Below are 20,492 nucleotides of genomic sequence, written 5' to 3'. Positions count from 1 at the left end.
CGTTCAGCGGTTGGACGAGAGCTCGGTCGGGCTGCCCGGCACGATCTGGCCGGGCCGGCAACTGAGCACCAGGATGAGCAGCGTGAGCGCGTAGGGCAGGGTGTTGAAGAGGTGATAGCCCCAGCCGATGCCCACCGATTGCAGCGCCGGGCCGATCGCGCCCGCGCCGCCGAACAGCAACGCCGCGCCCACGCAGCGCAGCGGGTTCCAGCGCGCGAAGATCACCAGCGCCACGGCGATCAGGCCCTGGCCGCTGGAGATGCCCTCGTTCCAGCTGCCGGGGTAGAACAGCGTGAGCGAGGCCCCGCCCAGGCCGGCGATGCAGCCGCCCGCGGCCGTGGCCGCGAGCCGGATGCCCGGCACCGAATAACCGAGCGCGCGCGCCGCGTGGGCCGAGTCGCCCGCCAGCCGCACCAGCAGGCCGGCGCGCGTGTGGGTGAAGCCCCAGGCCATGGCCAGCGCCAGCAGCACGCCCAGCGGCAGCAGCGGGTTGAGCTGCAGCGCCGAGCGCACCGCGGGCGCGTCGCTCCAGAAGCCCAGCGGGATCGCGGGCAGCTGCGCCGCTTGCGGCTGGATCAGCGGCTTGCCGAGGTAGAACGCCAGCCCCATGCCCAGCAGCATGAGCGCGATGCCGGTGGCGATGTCGTTCACGCGCGGCAGCGCGCACAGCAGGCCGTGCAGCGTGGCCAGCAGCGCGCCCACGGCCGCGGCCGCGAGCACGCCGACCCAGGGCGAGCCGCTGAGGTACGAGGCGCCGAAGGCCGCCATGGCCGACAGCACCAGCACGCCCTCCAGGCCCAGGTTGATGCGCCCGCCCTTTTCGGTGAGGCACTCGCCCAGGCTCACGAACAGGAAGGGCACGCCCACGCGCAGGGCCCCGCCCACGATGCCGCTGACCAGGATCAGCCATTGTTCGGCGCTCATCGCGGTTCTCCTTTCGGGGCCTCGGGCGTGCCAAGCACCACGGGCACGGGATCGGACGGGCCGAAGCGCCCGAGCGCGGCGAGCAGCGGTTTCCAGTCGCGCTCGCGCAGCGCCTCGCTGGCGAGGATCAGCACGAAGGCGATGCCCTGCAGCAGCAGCACCGACGCGTCGGGCAGGCCGAGCCGGCGTTGCAGCAGGCTGCCCGCGGCGCCGAAGCCGCCGAACAGGATGGCCACCGGGATGATGGCCAGCGGCTGGTGCCGCGCGATGAACGCCACCAGGATGCCCGCGTAGCCGTAGCCCGCGATCAGCGAGGCGTTGGCGTTGGTGTGCACCGCGGCCACCTCGATCGCGCCCGCCACGCCCGCGGCCGCGCCGCCGAGCGCACAGGCCAGCACGATCAGGCGCGTGGCCGGCAGGCCCACGAGCTGGGCCGCGCGCGGGTTGCCGCCCACCACGCACACCGAGAAGCCCGAGGGCGTGAAGCGCAGCCACAGGCCCGCGAGCAGGCAGGCCACGGTGCCCACCACCAGGCCCCAGTGCACGTCGGAACCCGCGATGGTGCCGATCAGCAGGCCGTCGCCCAGCGCGGGCGTGGATGGCTTGTTCAGGCTCGCGGGATCGCGCAGCGGCCCCTCCACCAGGTGCTTGAACAGGCCGATGGCGACGTAGGCCAGCAGCAGGCTGCTGATGGTCTCGTTGATGCCGCGGACCTGGCGCAGCCAGCCTGCGAGCGCGATCCACAGGCCGCCCGCGAGCGCGCCCGCGGCGCACACCAGCACGGTGCCCACGGCGTTGGCGGGCAGCGGCAGCGCGTGCGCGAGCGCCGCGCAGGCCAGGCCGCCCAGCACCAGCGCGCCTTCGCCGCCGATCACCGTGAGACCGGCGCGCGCGGGCAGGGCCACGCAGAGCGCGGTGAGCATCAGCGGCGCGGCGCGCTGCAGCGTGTTCTGCCACGAGAACGCGTCGCCGAACGCGCCCTTGAACAGCAGCACCCACACCGCCACCGGGTCCACGCCCGCGAAGGACACGATGAGGCCGAACACGCCGAGCGCGGCCACGATGGCGCCGGTGGGCAGGGCGATGGCGGCGAGGGCGTCGCGCATGGCGTGGGCCTGCTCAGACGCTGCCGATGACGCCTTCGACCAGGTAGTTCATCTTCTCGAGCTCGAGGTCGGTCTGCTTGAAGGCCTTGCCCGCGGGGATCGCGGTCGCGCCCTTGTTGTCCTTGAGCGGGCCCTTGAAGATGTCGAAGCTGCCGGCGACCATCTGCGCCTTGATGCCGTCGGCCTGCTTCTTCGCGGCGTCGGTCACGGCGGGGCCGTAGGCCGAGGGTTTGACGAAGCCTTCCTTGAGCCCGCCGCGCACGAAGTTGGGGTGCGGCTTGCCGCTGCGCGCGGCCTCGATGAAGGTGGTGTACGCGGTCAGCCAGTTCCACTCGGCGCCGGTCAGGTAGGCCTGCGGCGCGAGCTTGGCCTGGCTGGCGTGGTAGCCGCAGACCATCTTGCCGCGCTTGGCCGCGGTTTCCACGATCACCTTGGGGCCGTCCACGTGCATGGTGAACACGTCCACGCCCTGGTCGGCCAGGCTGTTCGTGGCCTCGGCCTCTTTCACCGGCATCGACCAGTCGCCGGTGAAGATCACGCTGGTGGTGATGCCGGGCTTGACCGAGCGCGCGCCCATGGTGAAGGCGTTGATGTTGCGCAGCACCTGCGGGATCGGCTTGGCCGCGATGAAGCCGAGCTTGCCGCTCTTGCTCATGTGCGCGGCGATCACGCCGTTGAGGTACTGGCACTCGTCGATGTAGCCGAAGAAGCTCGCGGTGTTCTTGGGGTGCTTGCCCTCGGTCCACATGCCGCCGCAGTGGGCGAAGCGCACGTCGGGGTACTTGGCGGCCACGGCCAGCATGTGAGGGTCGAAGTAACCGAACGAGGTCGGGAAGATCAGGCTCGCGCCGTCCTGCGCGATCATGCCGGTCATGGTGCGCTGGACCGCGGCGGTCTCGGGCACGTTCTCTTCTTCCACCACCTTCACGCCGGGCATCTTCTTGAGCTGGGCCGCGGCCTCGGCCTGGGCCTGGTTGTAGCCGTAGTCGTCGCGCGGGCCGACGTAGATCACGCCGACCGTGATCGGCTTCTGCGCGAAAGCCAGGGGCGAGGCGGCGGCCGCGCCGAGCGCAGCCAGGGTCTTGATCGAATCGCGGCGGTTGGGCAGGAGAAGGCTCATGGCGAAGGCTCCGGTGGGGGTGGGTGGGGCGGGGGGATCAGGCCAGCAGGCTCACGTGGGCGGCCACCACGCGCCAGCCCTCGGGCGTGCGCAGCCAGGTCTGGCTCTGGCGGCCCACGCGGTCGCTGCCGCTGCGGTGGAACTCGGTGTTCGCGGTGGCGAAGTCGCGGCCGTAGGTGGTGATGACGGTGCGACCCAGCGTGCGCGCCAGGCCGGCCGCGGGCCGCGCGGCGCGAAAGGCCTGGATCTGCGCGTAGCCATAGAGGTTTTCGGTGGCGCCGTAGCGCAGCGTGTGCGGGCTGTTCCAGAACAGCTCGTCGAGCACGGCCACGTCGTTGGTCACGAGCGCGATCTCGTAGCGCTCGAAGGCCGCTGTCACCTCGGCCAGCACCGCGGGGTCGTTGATGGGCATCACGGCAGGGCTTCCTTCACGCGGGCCGCGCCCGCCTGTTCCAGCACCCGGCCCGCGCGCAGGGCCAGGTCTTCGCGCCAGGGCGCGGCGATCAGTTGCACGCCGAGGGGCAGGCCGTCGGTGCCCGAGGGCCACATCGGCGCGGCCACCACCGGGCAGCCCGCGTAGGACACCGGCTGGGTGAGCAGGCCGATGGAGGGCCGGCAGGGCAGGCGCTGGCCGTTGATCTCGATCCACTCGCTGCCCAGCGCGGGTGCGGGCACGGGGGTGGCCGGCGCGATCAGCAGGTCCCAGTCGCGGAACAGGGCATTGACCTGGTCGCGGTAGACGCGGCGAAAGCGCTGCGCGCGCACGTACCAGGCGGCGGGCTGCAGCGCGCCGGCGATGAAGCGGTCGACCGAGAGCGGTTCGAAATCGCCCATGCGCTCGCGCAGGCGCTGCAGGTGCAGCGCGCCGCCCTCGCTCGCGCTGGTGATGAAGGCGGCCGCGCGGGCCTCGGCCGCGAAAGGCCAGAGCACGGTCTCGCGCGCCCCGAGCGCGGCAGCGGCCTGCGCCACCGCCTCGCGCGCGGGCGCGTTCGCGTGCTCGGCGAAGTAGCCGCCGAGCACGCCGATGCGCAGGCCCTGCACGCCCTGGTCGAGCGCGCGGTGCGTGGGCTGCACCCGGGTGGCGAAGCAGCCGGGGTCGAGCGGGTCGGGGCCTTGCAGCGCGTCGTAGGCCAGCGCCAGGCCGGCCGCGTCGTCGGCGAAAGGGCCGAGGTGGTCGATGCTGGCCACGAAGGGAAAGCTGCCGCGGCGCGAGAGCCGGCCGAAGGTGGGCTTGAGCCCCCACACGCCGCAGAACGACGCGGGCACGCGGATCGAGCCGTTGGTGTCCGAGCCCAGGGCCAGCGGCACCTGGCCGCCGCCCACCGCGGCGCCGCAGCCGCCCGAGGAGCCGCCCGCGCTGTGGCCCGGTCGGTGCGGGTTGTGCGTGGGGCCCTCGTGGCTGTTCTCGGTGGTGAAGCCGTAGGCGTACTCGTCCATGTTGAGCGCGCCCACGAGCACTGCGCCCGCGGCCTGCAGTCGCTGCACCAGCACCGCGTCGGCCGGCGCGGGCGGGTTCGCGCGGTTCACCTTGGAGCCCGCGAGCGTGACCTCGCCCGCGATGTCGAACAGGTTCTTGACCGCGAAGGGCACCCCCGCGAGCGGGCCCACGGCCTCGCCGCGCGACAGCCGCGCATCGATCTGCGCGGCCTGTGCGAGCGCGGCCTCGAAGCGGGTGCCGGTGAAGGCGTTGAGGCGCGGCTCGGTGGCCTCGATGCGCGCGATGCAGGCCTGCAGCACCTCGCTGGCGCGGGTGCGGCGGGTGGCAACGGCGTGGGCGGTCTGGCTGAGCGTGGGCATGGGCACCTCAGCGCGGCGTTGCCGGGGCCGATGGAAACGGCGCGGGGCAGTAGAGCGCCACCGGCTCGGTCTCGTCGTCGAGCGCGAAGGCCTGCAGCCGCGCAGCGAGGGCGGCGGTGCGCGCCAGGTGGCCGGCCACGCGCGCGGCGCGCTCGGCGTCCAGCGGCAGTTCGAGCAGCGCGGCCGCGGCTTGCACGTAGGCGAGCGTGGCGGCCCCGTTCACCGCCGCACCTCGCGCTGGAAGATCTCCAGGCTGCGCTTCTTGGCGGCCACGAAGCTGGCCTCGGAGAGCGTGGCCGTGGTGCGCGGGCGCGGGTCGTCGTAGGGCAGGATCTCGGCGACCTTGGTGGGCCGCTTGGTGAGCAGCAGCACCTGGTCGGCCAGGTACACCGCTTCTTCGAGATCGTGCGAGACCAGCACCATGGTGGTGCCGGTCTGCATGAACACCTCCTGCAGCTTCTCGCGGATGAACAGCGTCATCTCGAAGTCGAGCGCCGAGAAGGGTTCGTCGAGGAACAGCACCTCGGGCTTGGGCGCGAGCGCGCGCATGATGGATGCGGTCTGCTGCTGGCCGCCCGAGAGCTCGTAGGGGTAGCGCTTGAGGTCGAACTTGACGTCGAACGAGGCCACGAGCTCTTCCATGCGGCGGTCGACCTCGGCCTTGCTGCGGCCCTCGAGCTTGAGCGGGTAGGCGATGTTGTCGATGGTGCGCATCCACGGGAACATCGCTTCGCGGTAGTTCTGGAACACGTAGCCGATCTTGGTGTCCTTGAGCGACTTGCCGTCGAACAGGATCTCGCCGCTGTCGATCGGGATCAGGCCCGCGATCATGTTGATCAGCGTGCTCTTGCCGCAGCCGTTGGGCCCGAACACCGAGACGATCTTGTGCTTGGGGATGTCGAGATCGAAGTTCTCGTACAGCGGCCAGCCCGCGAAGTACTTGGTGAGGCCGCGGATGGTGATGTGCGTGCCCGCCGGGCCGGGCTGGAAGCGCGGCGCCGGCACGTCGGCGAACACGGGGGCGTTGATCAGGGTGTTCATCGGCCGCTCCAGTGCACGATCTTGCGTTCGATGAGCAGGAACAGCACGTTGAGCGCGTAGCCCAAGGCGCCCGCGGCGAGGATGGACGCGTACATGTCCTTCACGTTCATCACCTGCTGCGCGTTGATGATGCGGTTGCCCAGCCCGCTGTCGGCGCCGATGAACATCTCGGCCACGATCACGATCACCAGCGCCATGGACACCGCCGAGCGCAGGCCCACGAAGCTCGGTTGCAGGCTTTCCCAGACCAGCACGTCCCTGAACACCTGCCAGCGGCTGGCGCCCATGACCTTGGCGGCCATCACGCGCTGCTTGCGCGCGTTGATCACGCCGTAGGCGCTGTTGAACACCACGATGAGCAGCGCGCCGAAGGCCGCGATGGCGACCTTGTTGATGTCGGACACGCCGAAGATCATGAGGAACAGCGGGATCAGCGCCGAGGAGGGCGTGGAGCGGAAGAAGTCGATCAGGAACTCCACGCTGCGGTAGGCCTTCTCGGTGCTGCCGAGCACGATGCCCAGCGGCATGCCGACCACCGCCGCGATCAGGAAGGCCTGCACCGTGCGCCACACGGTGACGAGGAAGTCGCCCAGCAGCGGGCCGCCCGCGAGGCCGCCGAACAGCGCGCCCAGCGCGGCCATGGGCGGCGGCAGCAGGATGGGCTTGATGAAGCCCAGCCGCACCACCAGGTCCCACACGATGAACAGCACCAGCGGGCCCACGAAGGGCAGGGCGCGGCTCCAGTCGGTCTTCTTGGGGAGCGCGGGCGCGCCGCTCGAGGCGGGCGGGCTCCAGGGCTTGGCCGCTTCCATCGCCTCAGCCCTTGTAGAGCATGGTCTCGACCATCAGGCGCGAGCTGAAGATGCCCTTTTCGCTGAACAGGTCGAAGAACTTCTGGAAGTGCGCCACGTCGGCCGGCGTGAACTCGTTGTACAGGGTGTACGCGGCCAGCGGCACCTCGCCGGTGAGCGCGCCCTCGATCGGGGTGTAGCCCTTGAGGTACTGGCGCGCTTCGGTGGCCTTGGTGCGCACGTAGGTCACGCCCTTGCCGTAGGCGGCCACGAACTTCTTCGCGGCCTCGGGGTTCTTCTTGATGAAGTCCGACGACAGCGAGGCCGAGCCGCCGAACCACGGCGCCATGGGGTCGCCGAGCACGTAGCGCGCGATCACGCCGGCCTCGAGCACGCGCGTGGTGCCGTTGAGGCGGCCGATGGTGCCCGTGGGTTCGAGCGTGTAGGCGCCGTCGACCTGGCCCGCCGCGAGCGCGGCCACGTGCTGGCCGATCGGCAGTTCGACCACGGTGGCGCCGGTGGCGCCGCCGCGCTCGAGGATGGTCTTGGCCAGGGTGACGTTCTGGATGCCCGGGCCCGAGGCGACGCGCTTGCCCTTGAGGTCGGCCATGGCCTTGGCCGGGCTGGCCACCGGCACGATCACCTCGTCGAGCACGTTCTTCACGTTGCTCGGGTTGGAGCAGAAGATCTTGAAGGTGCCGGGCTGGGCGATCTCCCCGATGGCGATGTTGGCCGAGCCGGTGCCGTTGGCCGTGCCGTCGGCGCGGTTGGACAGCACGGCCTCCATCACCTGCTGCGCGCCCGCGAACTTCAGCGGCTCCACGTCGAGCCCGGCCTCCTTGAAGTAACCGAGTTCGATGGCCGCGTAGAACGGCAGGCCGGCCGCGATCGGCCAGTAGCCGATGCGCACCTTGGGCGCGGCCTGCGCATGCACCTGCGGCGCACCCAGGGCGCCGAGCACGGTGGCGCCGGCGCCGAGCTGGATCAACTGGCGGCGGCGGGAAGAAACGGTGGCGGGGGCGGCGTGGTGTTTCATGGACAACTCCTGCAAGGTCGGTGAAGGCAATGGAAAAGAAAGAGGGGGATCAGGCGGTGGCGGCCGGTGCGCTGCGCGCGGCCTGCGCGAGGTAGTTGCGCCAGCCGCCGTGGCCGGTGATGTCGAGTGCGCCCAGCGTGGCCTGCTGTTCGCAGACGAAGCCCTGCACGCGCTCGCCGTTGACGAGGTCCAGCGTGCCGATGCCCAGCGGCGCGGGGATCAGGGCGACGAAGCTGCCGTAGTGGCGCAGCGGCATGTCCCAGACCTCGACCGCGATCGGCGCGCCCTGGCCCGGTGCCACGCGCACCAGACCGGGTTTGGGCGGCGTGGTGCCGGGCAGGGCGTAGAAGCGGTAGTCGGCGCTGGTGAAGGTGCTGGTGATCAGGCGCGCGTCGCGTTCGGTGAGCTGGGTGTTGAGCGGCATGCCGCTCAGGTGCGCGCCCACCACCGCGAGCTTCACGCGCGGCTCGGGGGCATCGAGTGGCAGGGTTTCGGGCGCGGGCAGCGGTTCGCCGGTGGCGCCCTGGGTGAGGCCGCTGGCGTGGTGCAGGCGCTGGCCCAGTTCGAGCAGCGGCCAGTCCATGCCTGCGGGCGCGATCAGCGTCACGCCGAAGGGCAGGCCGTCGGGCCGCAGGCTGGCGGGCACCGCGAGCGCCGCGTGGTCGAGCAGGTTGACGAAGTTGGTGTACGCCCCGAGCGCGCGGTTGAGCGCCACCGGGTCGGCCTGCATGTCGGCGATGGCCACGTGGCGCGGTGTGGTCGGCACCACCATCACGTCGAAGGCCCGCCAGGCCTGGCGCGTCTGTTGCGACAGCGCCTGCAACTTGACCTGCGCCTCGCACCAGTCGGCCGCCGAGTAGCCGCGGCCCTTGGCCACGATGCTGCGCACGGGTTCGATCACCTGGTCCTCGTGGGCGTCGAAGAAGGCGCGGATGGCGGCGTAGCGCTCGGCCACCAGCGCGCTTTCATAAAGCAGGTCGGCGGCTTCGGCGAAGGGGCGGTAGGTGAAACGCACGGGCTCGCCGCCCAGGGCCTGCAGCTGCGCGATGGCCTGCTCGAAGGCGGCGCGGCTGGGCGCGTCGCAGGCCGAGAGATCGTCGGGCACGCCGAAGCGGAAGCGGCGGCCCCAGGGCTGGCGCACCAGCGCGAGCTCGCGCGAGTACGGGTCTTGTGCATCGGGGGCCGCGATCTGGGTCAGCACGCGCGCGGCGGTGGCCACGGTGCGCGCGAACACCGACACGCAGTCGATGCTCTGCGCGGCGGGCACCACGCCCCGGGCGCTCACCAGGCCGCGCGAGGGCTTCAGGCCCACGATGTTGTTCAGGCCCGCGGGCACGCGGCCCGAGCCGGCGGTGTCGGTGCCGAGCGAGAAATCGACCTCGCCGCGCGCCACCACCACGGCCGAGCCGGAACTGGAGCCGCCCGAGACCAGCGCCGGGTCGAAGCTGTTGGGCACGGCCCCGTACGGCGAGCGCGTGCCGTTGAGACCGCAGGCGAACTGGTCGAGGTTGGTCTTGCCGGCCAGCGTGGCCCCGGCGTCGAGCAGGCGCTGCACCACGGTGGCGTGAGCGGTGGGCGTGTGCGCGAAAGCGGGGCAGGCGGCGGTGGTGGGCCAGCCGGCCACGTCGATGTTGTCCTTGACCGCGAAGCGCAGGCCCGCGAGCGGGCCGCTGGCCGCGCCGCTCAGGGGCTGGGGCGGTTGGTGCAGCCAGGCGGTCTGCCAGGCCGCGGCCGGGGCACGGGGGGTGGAATCGGTTGGCACCATCTTGGGTCATCCCATCTTGGATACAAGATGTGAGGCAAGACCAATGCCAACCCGTGGCGCGGCACGGTGGCCAGCCGCCAGCCGGCAGGCCGGCCCGGGCCGCGGGGCGAGGGGCAGGGGCGGCGGGAGGGATCAGGCCGCCGAGGGGCGGGCGGCCATCCGGTCGCGCCAGGCCGCCAGCGCGGGCAGGCCCAGCTCGGCCGGCTTCCACTTGAGCAGGCGCGCGAACTCGATGGTGCAGAAGGCCGTGATGTCGGCGATGGTGAAGCGCTCGCCCGCGACCCAGGGCTGGCGCTGCAGTTGCGCGTCGAGCCAGCGCAGGGTCTCGAGCGCCTTGGCCTGCTGCGAGGCGCCGAAGTCGGGGAACTGCGGCTGTTCGAGCACCGCGAGCCCCGGGTGCTGGTGGCGGATCGCCTGGGCCAGCGGCAGCGTGATGGACCACTCCACCTGGCGGTCGGCCATCTCGATGAAGGCGCGCTCCTCGGCGTTGCGGCCCATGAGGTCGGGCTCGGGGTGCAGGCCTTCGAGGTAGGTGCAGATCGCGCGCGACTCGCTCAGCACGCGGCCGTCGCCGAGTTCGAGCACGGGGATGCGCGCCATCGGGCCGCGCGAGAGCAGCGGGTGCGCGCGGTGCTCGTGCGCGTTGATGTCGACCAACACCTGCTCGATGCCGGTGATGCCCTTCTCGGCGATGAACATCTGCACGCGGCGCGGGTTGGGGGCGCGCTCGGACACGTAGAGCTTCATGCCGCGCCCCCGGGTTTGAGGCTCTGGCCGGTCTCCATGAGCTTGCGCGCGTCTTCGGCGAAGCGCTGCGCGGCGGCCTCGCCGTCGCGCGAGAGATCGACCGCCGGGGCCGGGCGCTCGATGCCGCGCTGCACCGCGGGCCGCGCGCGGATCGCGTCGCGCCAGCGCTTGAGGTGCGGCAGGTCGTCGATGTCCACGCCGGACCAGCGGTGCGTGCGCACCCAGGCCCAGTTGGCGATGTCGGCGATGGAATAGTCGCCCGCGAGGTACTCGTGCTCGCGCAGGTGGCCGTCGAGCACGCGGAACAGGCGCTTGCTCTCGCCCTGGTAGCGCTCGATCACCGCGGGGATCTTCTCGGGGAAGTAGCGGAAGAACACATTGGCCTGGCCCATCATGGGCCCGATGCCGCCCATCTGGAACATCAGCCACTGCATCACGCGCGAGCGGCCCTTCGCATCGGCGGGCATGAGGCGGCCGGTCTTCTCGGCCAGGTAGACCAGCACCGCGCCCGACTCGAACACCGCGAAGCCGCCGGCCTCGCGGTCGACGATGGCGGGGATGCGGCCGTTGGGGTTGATGGCCAGGAAGGCCGGCGTCTTCTGCTCGCCCTTCGTGAGGTCGAGCACGTGCAGTTCGTAGGGCAGGCCCAGTTCCTCGAGCGCAATCGAGGCCTTGTGGCCATTGGGGGTGGCGGCGGTGTAGAGGTCGATCATGGCCGCATGCTAGGCGCGACACCGCGCCGGCGGTGTCGGCTGCGCGACCGCTCAGGCCATGAAGCCCAGGTCCACCGGGTAGTCGGTGCCGCCGAAGTTGCCGATGTGCGGCAGGATCTGGCCCAGCTCGGCGTTGCTCACCCCGAACCAGCGCGCCAGCGTGGCCGCGTACTGGTCGACCGAGGTGCTGGGCAGCAGCCGGCCCTGGCCCACGTGCCACTGGTCGAAGGCGTCGCTGGTGCTGTTGGTGACGCTCACGGGCGGCGCCTTGCCCACGAAGCGCGCGCCCTGCACCGCGCCGCCCACCACGAAGTGGTGCGAGCCCCAGCCGTGGTCCGAGCCGTCGCCGTTGGAGGTGAGCGTGCGGCCGAAGTCCGAGGCGGTGAAGGCCGTGACGCTGTTGGCCACGCCGAGCTGCACCGTGGCGTCGTAGAAAGCGCTCAGGGCACCGCTCAACTGGCCCATGAGGTTGGCCTGGCCGCTGATGAGGTTGTCGTGCAGGTCGAAGCCGCCCATGGACACGAAGAACACCTGGCGCTTGGTGCCCAGCACGTTGCGCGCCGCGATCAGGCGCGCCACCAGGCGCAGCTGGTTGGCCAGGCCGTTGTTGGCGGGGAAGGCGTTGAACGGCGCGTTGGCGGCGGGGAACTGGTTGAGGGCGTTGGTGAGCGCGCCCTCGGTGCTGTAGGCGCGCGCCGTGACCAGGTTGTATTCGTTCTCGAGCACGTGGCTGCGCGACTGCAGCGCGAGCGTGGTCATGGCCGCACGCACCTGGGCCGAGCCGTACACGTTGTTGTTGAGGCTGTTGATGCGCACCGCGCCGTTGCTGCTCACCTGGTAGCTCAGCGCCTGGTCGCCCGAGAGGAACACGGTGTTGCCCGCGACCGAGATGCAGGTGAGCACGCTGTTGGTGTTCGACGAGCGCGCGAGGTCGCCCGTCTGGCCGCCCCAGCCGGTGGTGGTGCCTTCGGGGGCCGAGGTCATCCACACCGATTGCTGGTCGTTGTGCGAGAACAGCTTGGGCGGCTTGGGGTACAGCACGTTGTTGCTGCTGTTGTACTGCTGGCGCGTGAGCGGCACCACCAGCGGCCCCACGTTGAGCTGCACCGCGGCCACGCCGCCGTTGAACAGGCCGGCCAGGCCGGTCATGGCGGGGTGCAGCGCGTACTGCTTGCCGTCGGGCAGCGGCGTGGTGGGGTTGAGCACCGTGGCCGCGAGGTCGGCGCGCGGGATGGCGATGCCGCCGCGGATGGTGGCGTACTGGCTGTGGCTCGTGGTGTCGTAGTTGATGACGGTGTTGGCGTAGTCGTTGCCGCCGAACAGGAACACGCAGACCAGGGCCTTGTAGTCGGTGGCGTCGAAGGCGGCGGCCTCGCCGATGGCCGCGAGGTTGAGCGCGGCGGGCAGGGCGGTGCCGGTGAAGGCGAGCTGGCCGGCGCGGCGCAGGAAGGCGCGGCGCGTGTGCTTGGCGGGGTCGATCAGGTACATGGCGGGGCCCTCACTTCTGAACCAGGTATTCGGGACAGCCCATGACCAGCAGGATCGCGGCCCAGACGCGGCGGTTGCGCGCGTCGGCGCTGCTCGACGCGGTGAGCGGCGTGGCCTGCAGGGCATTGACGATCACGCTGCGCGTGGCGCTGCTGAGCTGGCCGGCGGTGAGCACGAGATCGAGGTGGTTGACCAGCGCGGTGGCGTCGAGCGCCAGCGCGAGCTCGGTCGCGTAGTTGGCCTTGACGTCGTAGACGTAGTTGGTCCACGAGGCCTCGGGCACGGTCGGGTTGGGGCAGTTGATGCCGCGCTCGATCACGCCCTGCATGAAGTTGAGGTAGCCGCCCACGCTGGTTTCGTTGACGAGCTGGAACTCGGGCGCGGTGGCGTTGGCGTTGGCCATGGCGGTGCCGGGCGGCACGTAGCCGGGGCGGAAGAAGTTGAACACCGAGGGCGCGCGCAGCGGGCTCTGGCCCAGTTGCGTGCCGGCGTTGCTCAGCTCGAAGATCTTCCAGCTGCCCACGGCCGAGGTGACCGAGAAGGTGCGCGCCCACTGGATGAAGCGCAGCATGGGCTCGCGCAGCCGGCCGTGCGTGGGGCTGGCGAGCGAGGCCGCGCCGCGCGCCTCGTCGTCGAGCAGGATGGCCAGCCACACGGCCTTGAGATCGCCGCGCACGCCCTTGCCGTTGTCGTTGAACTTGCGCGCCACGCGCTCGACGTAGCCCGGGCTCGGGTCGCTCGTGACCAGGCGCTGGATCATCTGGCGCGCGAAGAACGGGCCCACGTTGGGGTGGTTGAACAGCGTGTCGAGCGCGGTCTGCAGCGCCGCGCGGCCCGGCGTGCCCGCGGGCACCACCGCACCGAGAAAGCGCGCCTCGAGCGTGGAATGGCGGTTCTCGCGCAGGCTCATGGGCTTGCGCGCGAAGGCGCTCGATTCCACTGTGTAGCTCTGGCCCGGCGGTGTGATGCGCACGCCGTCGGAGGTGTCGAAGTCCCAGCCCGTGAACACGCGCGCGAGGTTGGTCACGTCGTCCTGGGTGTAGGTCTCGATGGGCCGGCCGCCGCTCAGGCGCGGCGTGCCGTCGATGTTGAGTTCGAGCAGGCCGATGGTGAAGAGCTGCATCACCTCGCGCGCGTAGTTCTCGTCGGGCACGCGGCCGGTGGCGGGGTTTTCCTTCTGGTTGCCCTTGGTGTTGAGGAACCAGCCCATCGCGGGGTGCAGGGTCACGTCTTCGAGCAGCTGGCGGAAGTTGCCGAAGGCGTTGCGCACCAGCATGTCCCACCAGGCCGCGTACGCGTGGCTGCGCCAGGTGAACTCGGCCGAGGTCATCGAGGTGACGAAGAGCTCGGAGAGCGCGAGCGCGCAGCGTTTGCGCATCATGTCCGGGCCGCTGAGCAGCTGGGCCCAGATCATGAAATCGGCCGGGTAGGTGTTGAAGTAGTAGTTGTTGCTGTTGTTGGCGCCGTAGCCGCGCGCCTCGAGCCAGTCCCAGCCGCTGGAGCGCAGCGGCTGCTGGAACTGGCGCGCGAGCCACATGGGGTAGCCCTCGCCGCGCAGCGCGGCGATCTCGGCGCGCGTGGACGAGAACTGGGCCTGCTGCAGGAATCGCGCGGCCTCGGCGTCGCTGGCCGGGGCCAGGCTGCTGTAGCCCGCGGTGGAGAAATCCACCACCGGCACGAAGGGCGTTTCGTCGGCCGAGCCGCCGCCCGAGCCGCCGCCGCCGCACGCGGCCAGCGCCGCCGCCGCGGCCACGCCCGCCGCGGCCTTCAGCGCGCGGTCGCTGCCGGCCTCGGGCCCGGCCGCGGCCTGCGCCGCCGCCGCGTCATCCGCGATGCATCCGTCGGTCCAGGCGTCCTGTTCCTTCGCTGCCATGCTCCACCTCCTGATCGATGGGGCGCGAGTCTAGGCAGGCGTGATGGCGCCGTGAGAGCAGGTTGCGAGTCGTTACAGACGGTTGTCGCGGCGCCGCGCCAGCCGCTGGACGGCATACCACTAGGGGGTATGCCAAGGCCGCTTGTCGTTCAGAGGCTGCGCGCGGCGTGCAATTCCGCACGCGTGCGCTCGGCCGCGGCGCGCGCGGCGGCGGCGAAGTCGTCGCCCGCCGACGCGTAGAGGATGGCGCGCGAGGAATTCACCACCACCGGGCCGGTGATGGTGTCGCCCTGCATGCGCAGGCCGGCGCGCACCGTGGCCGCGGCGTCGCCGCCCTGCGCCCCCACGCCGGGGATCAGCAGGGGCAGCGTGGGCGCGAGCGCGCGCACGCGCTCGATCTCGTTGGGGTAGGTGGCGCCCACCACGAGGCCGAGCTGGCCGTTGAGGTTCCAGGGCCCTTGCGCGAGCCGCGCCACGTGTTCGTAGACCAGGGGCTGGCCGTCGATGGAGGCCAGGCGCTGGGCCTGCAGGTCGTCGCCGCCGGGGTTGGAGGTGCGGCACAGCAGGAACGCGCCCTTGCCGTGGTGCTTGAGGTAGGGCTGCACCGAATCGAAACCCATGAAGGGCGAGAGCGTGACCGCATCGGCGCCGTAGCGCTCGAAGGCCTCGATGGCGTACTGCTCGGCGGTGCTGCCGATGTCGCCGCGCTTGGCGTCGAGGATCACGGGCACCTGCGGCGCGCTGCGGTGGATGTGGGCGATCAGGCGTTCGAGCTGGTCTTCGGCGCGGTGCGCGGCGAAGTAGGCGATCTGCGGCTTGAAGGCGCAGGCCAGGTCGGCGGTGGCGTCGACGATGGCGGCGCAGAAGTCGTGGATGCGCGAGGCGTCGTTGCGGAAGCGGCCGGGGAACTTCGCCGGATCCGGGTCGAGGCCCACGCACAGCAGACTGGTGTTGGCGCGCGTGGCGGCCTGCAACTGGTCGATGAAGGTCATGGGTCGATTTTAGGTGGGGCCTTGTAGCGGGCGCGACCGGGCCGGCGCCGGTGGGCCGCTAGCATCCGCGCCCATGCATTCGATCTCCCGCCAGCACCTGGTCCTGCTCGTCCTGCTCACGCTCATCTGGGGCGTCAACTGGCCCATCATGAAGGTGGGCATCATGGGCTACCACCCGCTGAGCTTTCGCGTGCTGAGCATGTGGATCGGCCTGCCGGTGCTGGGCCTGGTGCTGGTGTGGCGCAAGGTGCCGTTTCGCGTGGCGCGCGAGCACTGGGGTCCGCTGGTGTGGCTCACCGTGTTCAACATGCTGGTGTGGCACACGCTCGCGGTGCTCGCGGTGCAGTCGCTCTCCAGCGGGCGTGCGGCCATCCTGGGCTACACCATGCCGGTGTTCTCGGCCATCGTGGGCGCGGTGTGGTTCGGCCAGCGCCTGCCCTGGCGCGCCTGGGCCGGCGTGGCGGCCGCTGCGCTGGGCGTGACGCTGCTGCTCTGGCACGAGTTCGTGCGCCTGTCGGGCGCGCCGCAGGGCGTGGCCATGATGCTGGTGGCCGCGGCCGTGTGGGCCGTGGGCACGCAGATGATGCGGCGCACCACGCTGCCCTATTCCACGCTCACGCTGTGCTTCTGGATGACGGTGGTGGCCACGGTCTGGATGAGCTTCATGGCCTGGTTGCTCGAGCGCCACCTGTGGACGGCGCTGCCCTCGCCCACGGTGTGGGCCACCATCGTCTACAACGCGCTCGGCGTGTTCGCGTTCGCGCAGGTGGCCTGGCTGATCCTGGCGCGCGACCTGCCGCCGATCGCGTCGACCCTGAGCGTGATGATGATCCCGGTGCTGGGCGTGTTCACCGGCGCGTGGTGGCTGGGCGAGGTGCTGCACTGGCAGGACTGGGCCGCCGTGGTGCTGATCATGGTGGCCATCGCATCGGTGTTGTGGCCCGCGCGCGCCGCCGGGGCGCGCTGAGCCTCACTGCGCCATGGCCATGCACAGATCGGCCCAGGCCTTGGCCTTGTCGATCGGCGTGCGCAGCAGGTAGGCCGGGTGGTAGGTGACGATCACCGGCACGCCTTCGTAGTGGTGCACGCGGCCGCGCAGGCGGCCGATGGGCTCGGTGGTCTTGAGCAGCGACTGCACCGCGAAGCGCCCCATGGCGATGATGAGCCGCGGCTTCACGAGCGCCACCTGGCGCGCCAGGTAGGGCTCGCAGCGCAGCACCTCTTCGGGCGCGGGGTTGCGGTTGGCCGGCGGGCGGCACTTGAGCACGTTGGCGATGTACACGCTGCGCGCGGCCTCGTCGCTGGTGCGCGAGCGGCCGCAGGCGCGCAGCATGGCGTCGAGCAACTGGCCGGCCGCGCCCACGAAGGGCTCGCCCTGGCGGTCTTCGTTCTCGCCCGGGGCCTCGCCCACGATCATCCAGTCGGCCTGCGTGTGGCCCACGCCGAACACGGTGTTGCGGCGCGATTCGCACAGGCCGCAGGCGCGGCAGCCGGCCACGGCCTCGCGCAGCGCGGGCCAGTCGAGGGTGGCGATGTCGGCGCGCATGGCGACCGCAGCGGGGGCGGCCACGGGGGCTGGGACCGGCACTGCGACGGGCGCTGCGACGGGCGCCCGGACCGGCGCTGGAGCGGGCGGCGCCGGCTCGGCCACCGCCAGGGCGGCCGGCGGTTCGGGCTCGGCCGCGGTGGCTGCCGCGGCCGCGGGCCGGGGCTTGGGCAGCCACAGCTTCACGCCCATCTCGGCCAGCATCGCGCGCTGGCGGGCATCGAGTTCGCGCACCCAGCGCTCGTCGGCGGTCATGCCTGCGGCTCCGCGCCGTGCAGTGGCAGCTTCATCACGATCGCGTCCTCGCGCTGCGTGCCCGAGAGCGGGTAGTAGGCGCGGCGCAGGCCCACGGCCTCGAAGCCGCAGCGCTCGTACAGGCGCCGCGCGGGCGCATTGCTCTGGCGCACCTCGAGCCACAGCGTGTGCGCGCCTTCGCCGCGCGCCCACAGCGCGAGCGCGTCCATCAGCACGCGGGCCCAGCCCTGGCGCTGGTGCGCGGGCGCCACCGTGATGTTGAGCAGGTGCACCTCGTCCACGCCGCGCATGGCCACGAGGTAACCCAGCAGGCAGAGGCCGTCGTCGCGCACCGGGAAGGGCTGCTCGCCGGGCAGCACCTGGCCCAGCAGCAGCACCGCCCGGTGGCCGGCCTGCAGCGAATCGCGGAAATGCTTGCGCGTCCAGGGGTGGCCGTAGGCACGGGTCTCGATGGCGTGCACCGCCTCCAGGTCGGCCTCGGTCATGGGCGCGAAGCGCACCGCGCGTTCGCCCGCCGCGGCCTGGGCCGGCAGGGGAAGGTCGGCACAGGCGGTGGTCATGCGCTGCCCTCGCGTTCGGCCGTGGTGCGCGCGACCTTGTCGCGCACATACAGCGGCAGCGCGTCGCGCGCGGCCACGGCGCGGCCCGCGGCCAGCAGGCCGGGCGCCAGGCGCAGCAGGGCCTCGGCCGTGGGCAGGGCGCTGCGGCGCTGGCCGTTCAGCGGGCCCAGCGCGTCGCCGTACACGCCGAAGGCGTTGCCCGCGAGCAGGGTGTCGGGGCCGTCCAGGCCCTGGTCGGCGAGCCAGCCCGCGAGCGCGGCGGGTGCGCACAGGCGCGCCGGCGCGGCTTCGACCAGGCCCTGCGGCGTGTGTGTGTAGGCGGCCACATAGAGCTCGTCCATGCGCGCGTCGAGCAGCGCGACCGTGTGGCGCGGCGCGGGGTGGCCGTCGGCCGAGTGATCGGCGCGCGCCTGCTCGGCCAGCGCGAGCAGCGTGTCCACCGGCAGCAGCGGCAGCCCCTGCGGGTGGCGCGCGTTGCGTGTGCCGTAGGCCAGGCCCTGGGCCACGGCGCAGGCCGTGCGCAGGCCGGTGAACGAGCCCGGCCCGCGGCCGAAGGCGATGGCATCGAGCTCGCCGAGCCGCCAGCCCGCGGCGTCGAGCAGGGCCTGCACCTGGGGCAGCAGCGTGGTGGAGGCCTGGGCGCCACCGGCGCCGCTGAAGCGGTGCAGCGCGCCGCCCGGCCGTGCCTCGCCCAGCGCCAGCGACAGGGTGTCGGTGCTGGTCTCGATGGCCAGGAAGCGGGGGCTTGCGGGCGCTGGGTCGGGCAGGGCGGGGGGCATCGGGCGATTATCCCCGGCCGATAATCCCGGGCGTGATGATCCGCCACCGCCTGCTGTCCGCCGCGTTGGGGTGCTGTGCCGCCCTGGTGTCCGTCCTGAGCCCCGCCGCCCACGCCCAGGGCCCGTCGCGCGAGGAACTGCCCGCGCCGGTGCTGGCCGCGCTGCAGCGCGCCCAGGTGCCGCCGAGCGCGTTCTCGGCCGTGGTGGCGCCGGTGAGCGGGGCCGAGGCGCGGCTGCGGCACCAGTCGGCCGCGCCGGTGAATCCGGCCTCGGTGATGAAGCTCGTCACCACCTACGCCGCGCTCGACCTGCTGGGCCCCGAGCACACCTGGCGCACGCGCTTCTACACCGACGGCGCGGTCGATGGCGGTGCGCTGCGCGGCAACCTCTACATCCGCGGCGGCGGCGATCCCAAGTTCGTGCTCGAACGCATCCAGGCCGCTTTCGAGGCGCTGCAGGCCCAGGGCGCGCGCGTGATCCTGGGCGACCTGGTGCTCGACCACAGCGCCTTCGACCTGCCCCCGAGCGACCCCGGCGCCTTCGACGGCGAGGCCCTGCGGCCCTACAACGCCACGCCCGACGCGCTGCTGGTCAACTTCAAGTCGGTGATCCTCAAGTTCGTGCCCGACCCCGCGGCCGGCGTGGCGCGCGTGCTCAGCGAGCCGCCCATGGCCGGCATGCAGATCGACGCCACCGTGCCGCTGGCCAACGCCGCCTGTGGCGACTGGCGCGGTGCGCTGCGCGCGCGCTTCGACGACCCGGCACGCATCTACTTCGAAGGCCGCTACCCCTCGCGCTGCGGCGAAGGCCAGTGGCCCGTGGCCTACCAGGAGCCGTCGAGCTACGCGGCGCGCGCGCTCGAAGGCCTGTGGCGCAGCTCGGGCGGTCTGCTCACGGGCCGCGTGCGCGAAGGCCTGGTGCCGGCCGGGGCCACGCTGCTGCTCGACGCGCCCTCGCTGCCGCTGTCCGAGATCCTGCTCGACGTGAACCAGTGGAGCAACAACGTGATGGCGCAGCAGGTGTTCCTCACCCTGGGCCAGCTCGCGCCGCAGGCCACGCCGCTGCCCGGCGCGGGGCCCTTGCCGCTGCCGCAGCCGCGCAGCGGCTTCGCGCAGGCGCGCCAGGTGCTGCTCGGCTGGTGGCAGCGCACCTTCGGGCCCGCGGTGCCCGCGCCCGTGCTCGAGAACGGCTCGGGCCTGTCGCGCGACGAGCGCATCACGCCCGAGGCGCTGGCCCTGCTGCTGCGCCACGCGGCGCGCCATCCGCGCGCCGAGGCCTTCGTCGCCTCGCTGCCCGTGGCCGGTGTCAGCGGCACCGCCAAGCGCTACGCGAGCGATCCGCGCAACCCGGCCAACGGCCGGGCGTGGCTCAAGACCGGCACACTGCGCGACGTGACCGGCATCGCGGGCTATGTCAACGCGGCCAATGGCACGCGCTACGTGCTCGTGGCCTTCGTGAACCACCCCAATGCGGGCGCGGCGCGGCCCGCGCTCGACGCGCTGGTGGAGTGGACCGCGCGCCTGCCCGACTGAACGTACGCCTGTTCAGTGGTTCGGATGATGGCGTGATGCTTGCGCCCGCAAGCCCTGGAACGCGGCCGGCCTGACTAGCATCCGCGCCGCTGTGTCGAGGCCTTCCGGCCCGCCGGCACCCAGGGAGTGAGACATGGACCAGCGCCTGCGCCGCGCGGGCTTGCGCTCGCGTTGTGGCGGTTTTCTCCTGGCCCTCACGGTGGCGTGGGCCGTGGCCGCGCCCGCCGGGGCCGCAGCGATCGCCTGCGACCCCACCCAGATGTGCTGCGCCGGCGGCGACGGCGCGGGCCTGGGCAGCCCTTGCGGCGGCGCGGGCGTGGCCACGCTGGGCAACACCTCGGGCACCGACCAGGGCGTGGGCAACCCCATCCACGTCATCGGCGGCAACAAGCACCAGCGCGAGGTCGACATGGCCGCGCTGCCCGGC

The 20,492-nt window shown here is 72.1% G+C and carries 21 protein-coding genes; 3 read left to right on the top strand and 18 right to left on the bottom strand.

From position 1 onward, the window contains the following. Positions 1-3: 3 nt before the first annotated feature. From WDZ95_RS12940 to pyrF, 15 genes are all read right to left on the bottom strand, one after another. Positions 4-924: an ABC transporter permease gene (locus WDZ95_RS12940; RefSeq protein ID WP_425779006.1), complete on the bottom strand. Its 921-nt coding sequence runs from the start codon at positions 922-924 to the stop codon at positions 4-6. Then, positions 921-2,030 carry an ABC transporter permease gene (locus tag WDZ95_RS12935; RefSeq protein WP_425779004.1) on the bottom strand — a complete coding sequence of 370 codons (1,110 nt, stop codon included), beginning with the start codon at positions 2,028-2,030 and terminating at the stop codon, positions 921-923. Before WDZ95_RS12935 ends, WDZ95_RS12940 begins: the two co-directional genes overlap by 4 nt. Positions 2,031-2,043: 13 nt before the next feature. Then, positions 2,044-3,150 (bottom strand): BMP family ABC transporter substrate-binding protein, encoded by a 1,107-nt coding sequence (locus tag WDZ95_RS12930; RefSeq protein ID WP_166228222.1) that lies wholly within the window; start codon positions 3,148-3,150, stop codon positions 2,044-2,046. Between the two features lie 37 nt (positions 3,151-3,187). Next, on the bottom strand, positions 3,188-3,562 hold the full coding sequence (gene hpxZ / locus WDZ95_RS12925; protein ID WP_425779406.1) for an oxalurate catabolism protein HpxZ: 375 nt from the start codon (positions 3,560-3,562) through the stop codon (positions 3,188-3,190). Continuing rightward, on the bottom strand, positions 3,562-4,947 hold the full coding sequence (locus WDZ95_RS12920) for an AtzE family amidohydrolase (protein WP_425779001.1): 1,386 nt from the start codon (positions 4,945-4,947) through the stop codon (positions 3,562-3,564). Before WDZ95_RS12920 ends, hpxZ begins: the two co-directional genes overlap by 1 nt. Before the next feature lie 7 nt (positions 4,948-4,954). Then, positions 4,955-5,170 (bottom strand): AtzG-like protein, encoded by a 216-nt coding sequence (locus WDZ95_RS12915; protein ID WP_425778999.1) that lies wholly within the window; start codon positions 5,168-5,170, stop codon positions 4,955-4,957. Further along, on the bottom strand, positions 5,167-5,988 hold the full coding sequence (locus WDZ95_RS12910; RefSeq protein WP_425778997.1) for an ABC transporter ATP-binding protein: 822 nt from the start codon (positions 5,986-5,988) through the stop codon (positions 5,167-5,169). Before WDZ95_RS12910 ends, WDZ95_RS12915 begins: the two co-directional genes overlap by 4 nt. Continuing rightward, a complete protein-coding gene (locus WDZ95_RS12905) occupies positions 5,985-6,800 on the bottom strand; it encodes an ABC transporter permease (protein ID WP_425778995.1) in 816 nt (271 codons plus the stop codon). The genes WDZ95_RS12910 and WDZ95_RS12905 overlap by 4 nt, the downstream gene beginning before the upstream one ends. Before the next feature lie 4 nt (positions 6,801-6,804). Next, positions 6,805-7,815, bottom strand: coding sequence for an ABC transporter substrate-binding protein (locus tag WDZ95_RS12900; RefSeq protein ID WP_425778993.1), 1,011 nt, complete (start codon positions 7,813-7,815; stop codon positions 6,805-6,807). A 49-nt stretch (positions 7,816-7,864) separates the two neighbouring features. Then, positions 7,865-9,580, bottom strand: a complete 1,716-nt coding sequence (gene atzF, locus WDZ95_RS12895; protein WP_425778991.1) for an allophanate hydrolase — start codon at positions 9,578-9,580, stop codon at positions 7,865-7,867. A gap of 132 nt (positions 9,581-9,712) precedes the next feature. Beyond that, positions 9,713-10,327, bottom strand: a complete 615-nt coding sequence (locus tag WDZ95_RS12890) for a glutathione S-transferase family protein (RefSeq protein ID WP_166228206.1) — start codon at positions 10,325-10,327, stop codon at positions 9,713-9,715. Beyond that, positions 10,324-11,040, bottom strand: a complete 717-nt coding sequence (locus WDZ95_RS12885; RefSeq protein ID WP_166228204.1) for a glutathione S-transferase family protein — start codon at positions 11,038-11,040, stop codon at positions 10,324-10,326. Before WDZ95_RS12885 ends, WDZ95_RS12890 begins: the two co-directional genes overlap by 4 nt. A 51-nt stretch (positions 11,041-11,091) precedes the next feature. After that, on the bottom strand, positions 11,092-12,528 hold the full coding sequence (locus WDZ95_RS12880; protein ID WP_425778989.1) for a DUF1501 domain-containing protein: 1,437 nt from the start codon (positions 12,526-12,528) through the stop codon (positions 11,092-11,094). Between the two features lie 10 nt (positions 12,529-12,538). Continuing rightward, complete coding sequence (locus tag WDZ95_RS12875) at positions 12,539-14,401, bottom strand: DUF1800 domain-containing protein (protein ID WP_425778987.1); 1,863 nt, start codon at positions 14,399-14,401, stop codon at positions 12,539-12,541. 149 nt (positions 14,402-14,550) lie between these two features. After that, complete coding sequence (gene pyrF / locus WDZ95_RS12870; RefSeq protein WP_166228198.1) at positions 14,551-15,393, bottom strand: orotidine-5'-phosphate decarboxylase; 843 nt, start codon at positions 15,391-15,393, stop codon at positions 14,551-14,553. A 73-nt stretch (positions 15,394-15,466) separates the two neighbouring features. Here pyrF and WDZ95_RS12865 point away from each other — a divergent pair, with 73 nt between their 5' ends. Then, positions 15,467-16,360: a DMT family transporter gene (locus WDZ95_RS12865; protein ID WP_166228196.1), complete on the top strand. Its 894-nt coding sequence runs from the start codon at positions 15,467-15,469 to the stop codon at positions 16,358-16,360. 3 nt (positions 16,361-16,363) lie between these two features. On the opposite strand, the gene WDZ95_RS12860 is transcribed toward WDZ95_RS12865, so the two are convergent. Genes WDZ95_RS12860 through tsaB form a run of 3 tightly spaced genes read right to left on the bottom strand, consistent with a single transcriptional unit; the run spans position 16,364 to position 18,533 of the window. Further along, the gene (locus WDZ95_RS12860; RefSeq protein ID WP_425778985.1) at positions 16,364-17,194 is read right to left on the bottom strand and encodes a uracil-DNA glycosylase; all 831 of its coding nucleotides are present in this window, start codon (positions 17,192-17,194) and stop codon (positions 16,364-16,366) included. Continuing rightward, on the bottom strand, positions 17,191-17,754 hold the full coding sequence (gene rimI, locus WDZ95_RS12855; RefSeq protein WP_425778983.1) for a ribosomal protein S18-alanine N-acetyltransferase: 564 nt from the start codon (positions 17,752-17,754) through the stop codon (positions 17,191-17,193). Before rimI ends, WDZ95_RS12860 begins: the two co-directional genes overlap by 4 nt. Continuing rightward, on the bottom strand, positions 17,751-18,533 hold the full coding sequence (gene tsaB / locus WDZ95_RS12850) for a tRNA (adenosine(37)-N6)-threonylcarbamoyltransferase complex dimerization subunit type 1 TsaB (protein ID WP_425778981.1): 783 nt from the start codon (positions 18,531-18,533) through the stop codon (positions 17,751-17,753). The genes rimI and tsaB overlap by 4 nt, the downstream gene beginning before the upstream one ends. Before the next feature lie 35 nt (positions 18,534-18,568). Between tsaB and dacB the strand changes: the two genes are divergently transcribed. Both dacB and WDZ95_RS12840 read left to right on the top strand, forming a co-directional pair. Further along, the gene (gene dacB, locus WDZ95_RS12845; protein WP_425779404.1) at positions 18,569-20,065 is read left to right on the top strand and encodes a D-alanyl-D-alanine carboxypeptidase/D-alanyl-D-alanine endopeptidase; all 1,497 of its coding nucleotides are present in this window, start codon (positions 18,569-18,571) and stop codon (positions 20,063-20,065) included. Between the two features lie 133 nt (positions 20,066-20,198). Next, a partial coding sequence (locus WDZ95_RS12840; RefSeq protein WP_425778979.1) for a hypothetical protein occupies positions 20,199-20,492 on the top strand: 294 nt, incomplete at its 3' end.

Source organism: Hydrogenophaga sp. T2 (assembly GCF_049843535.1).
In the GTDB taxonomy this organism is placed as follows: Bacteria; Pseudomonadota; Gammaproteobacteria; order Burkholderiales; family Burkholderiaceae_C; genus Hydrogenophaga; species Hydrogenophaga crocea.
Note: the sequence above shows the minus strand (reverse complement) of the source record. Positions and strands in the feature narration are given on the sequence as shown.

Excerpts from the sequence above, each read along its gene's own strand:
- WDZ95_RS12940 (WP_425779006.1), bottom strand. The coding sequence starts at position 924 with ATGAGCGCCGAACAATGGCTGATCCTGGTCAGCGGCATCGTGGGCGGG.
- WDZ95_RS12935 (WP_425779004.1), bottom strand. The coding sequence starts at position 2,030 with ATGCGCGACGCCCTCGCCGCCATCGCCCTGCCCACCGGCGCCATCGTG.
- WDZ95_RS12930 (WP_166228222.1), bottom strand. The coding sequence starts at position 3,150 with ATGAGCCTTCTCCTGCCCAACCGCCGCGATTCGATCAAGACCCTGGCT.
- hpxZ (WP_425779406.1), bottom strand. The coding sequence starts at position 3,562 with ATGCCCATCAACGACCCCGCGGTGCTGGCCGAGGTGACAGCGGCCTTC.
- WDZ95_RS12920 (WP_425779001.1), bottom strand. The coding sequence starts at position 4,947 with ATGCCCACGCTCAGCCAGACCGCCCACGCCGTTGCCACCCGCCGCACC.
- WDZ95_RS12910 (WP_425778997.1), bottom strand. The coding sequence starts at position 5,988 with ATGAACACCCTGATCAACGCCCCCGTGTTCGCCGACGTGCCGGCGCCG.
- WDZ95_RS12905 (WP_425778995.1), bottom strand. The coding sequence starts at position 6,800 with ATGGAAGCGGCCAAGCCCTGGAGCCCGCCCGCCTCGAGCGGCGCGCCC.
- WDZ95_RS12900 (WP_425778993.1), bottom strand. The coding sequence starts at position 7,815 with ATGAAACACCACGCCGCCCCCGCCACCGTTTCTTCCCGCCGCCGCCAG.
- atzF (WP_425778991.1), bottom strand. The coding sequence starts at position 9,580 with ATGGTGCCAACCGATTCCACCCCCCGTGCCCCGGCCGCGGCCTGGCAG.
- WDZ95_RS12890 (WP_166228206.1), bottom strand. The coding sequence starts at position 10,327 with ATGAAGCTCTACGTGTCCGAGCGCGCCCCCAACCCGCGCCGCGTGCAG.
- WDZ95_RS12885 (WP_166228204.1), bottom strand. The coding sequence starts at position 11,040 with ATGATCGACCTCTACACCGCCGCCACCCCCAATGGCCACAAGGCCTCG.
- WDZ95_RS12880 (WP_425778989.1), bottom strand. The coding sequence starts at position 12,528 with ATGTACCTGATCGACCCCGCCAAGCACACGCGCCGCGCCTTCCTGCGC.
- WDZ95_RS12875 (WP_425778987.1), bottom strand. The coding sequence starts at position 14,401 with ATGGCAGCGAAGGAACAGGACGCCTGGACCGACGGATGCATCGCGGAT.
- pyrF (WP_166228198.1), bottom strand. The coding sequence starts at position 15,393 with ATGACCTTCATCGACCAGTTGCAGGCCGCCACGCGCGCCAACACCAGT.
- WDZ95_RS12865 (WP_166228196.1), top strand. The coding sequence starts at position 15,467 with ATGCATTCGATCTCCCGCCAGCACCTGGTCCTGCTCGTCCTGCTCACG.
- WDZ95_RS12860 (WP_425778985.1), bottom strand. The coding sequence starts at position 17,194 with ATGACCGCCGACGAGCGCTGGGTGCGCGAACTCGATGCCCGCCAGCGC.
- rimI (WP_425778983.1), bottom strand. The coding sequence starts at position 17,754 with ATGACCACCGCCTGTGCCGACCTTCCCCTGCCGGCCCAGGCCGCGGCG.
- tsaB (WP_425778981.1), bottom strand. The coding sequence starts at position 18,533 with ATGCCCCCCGCCCTGCCCGACCCAGCGCCCGCAAGCCCCCGCTTCCTG.
- dacB (WP_425779404.1), top strand. The coding sequence starts at position 18,569 with ATGATCCGCCACCGCCTGCTGTCCGCCGCGTTGGGGTGCTGTGCCGCC.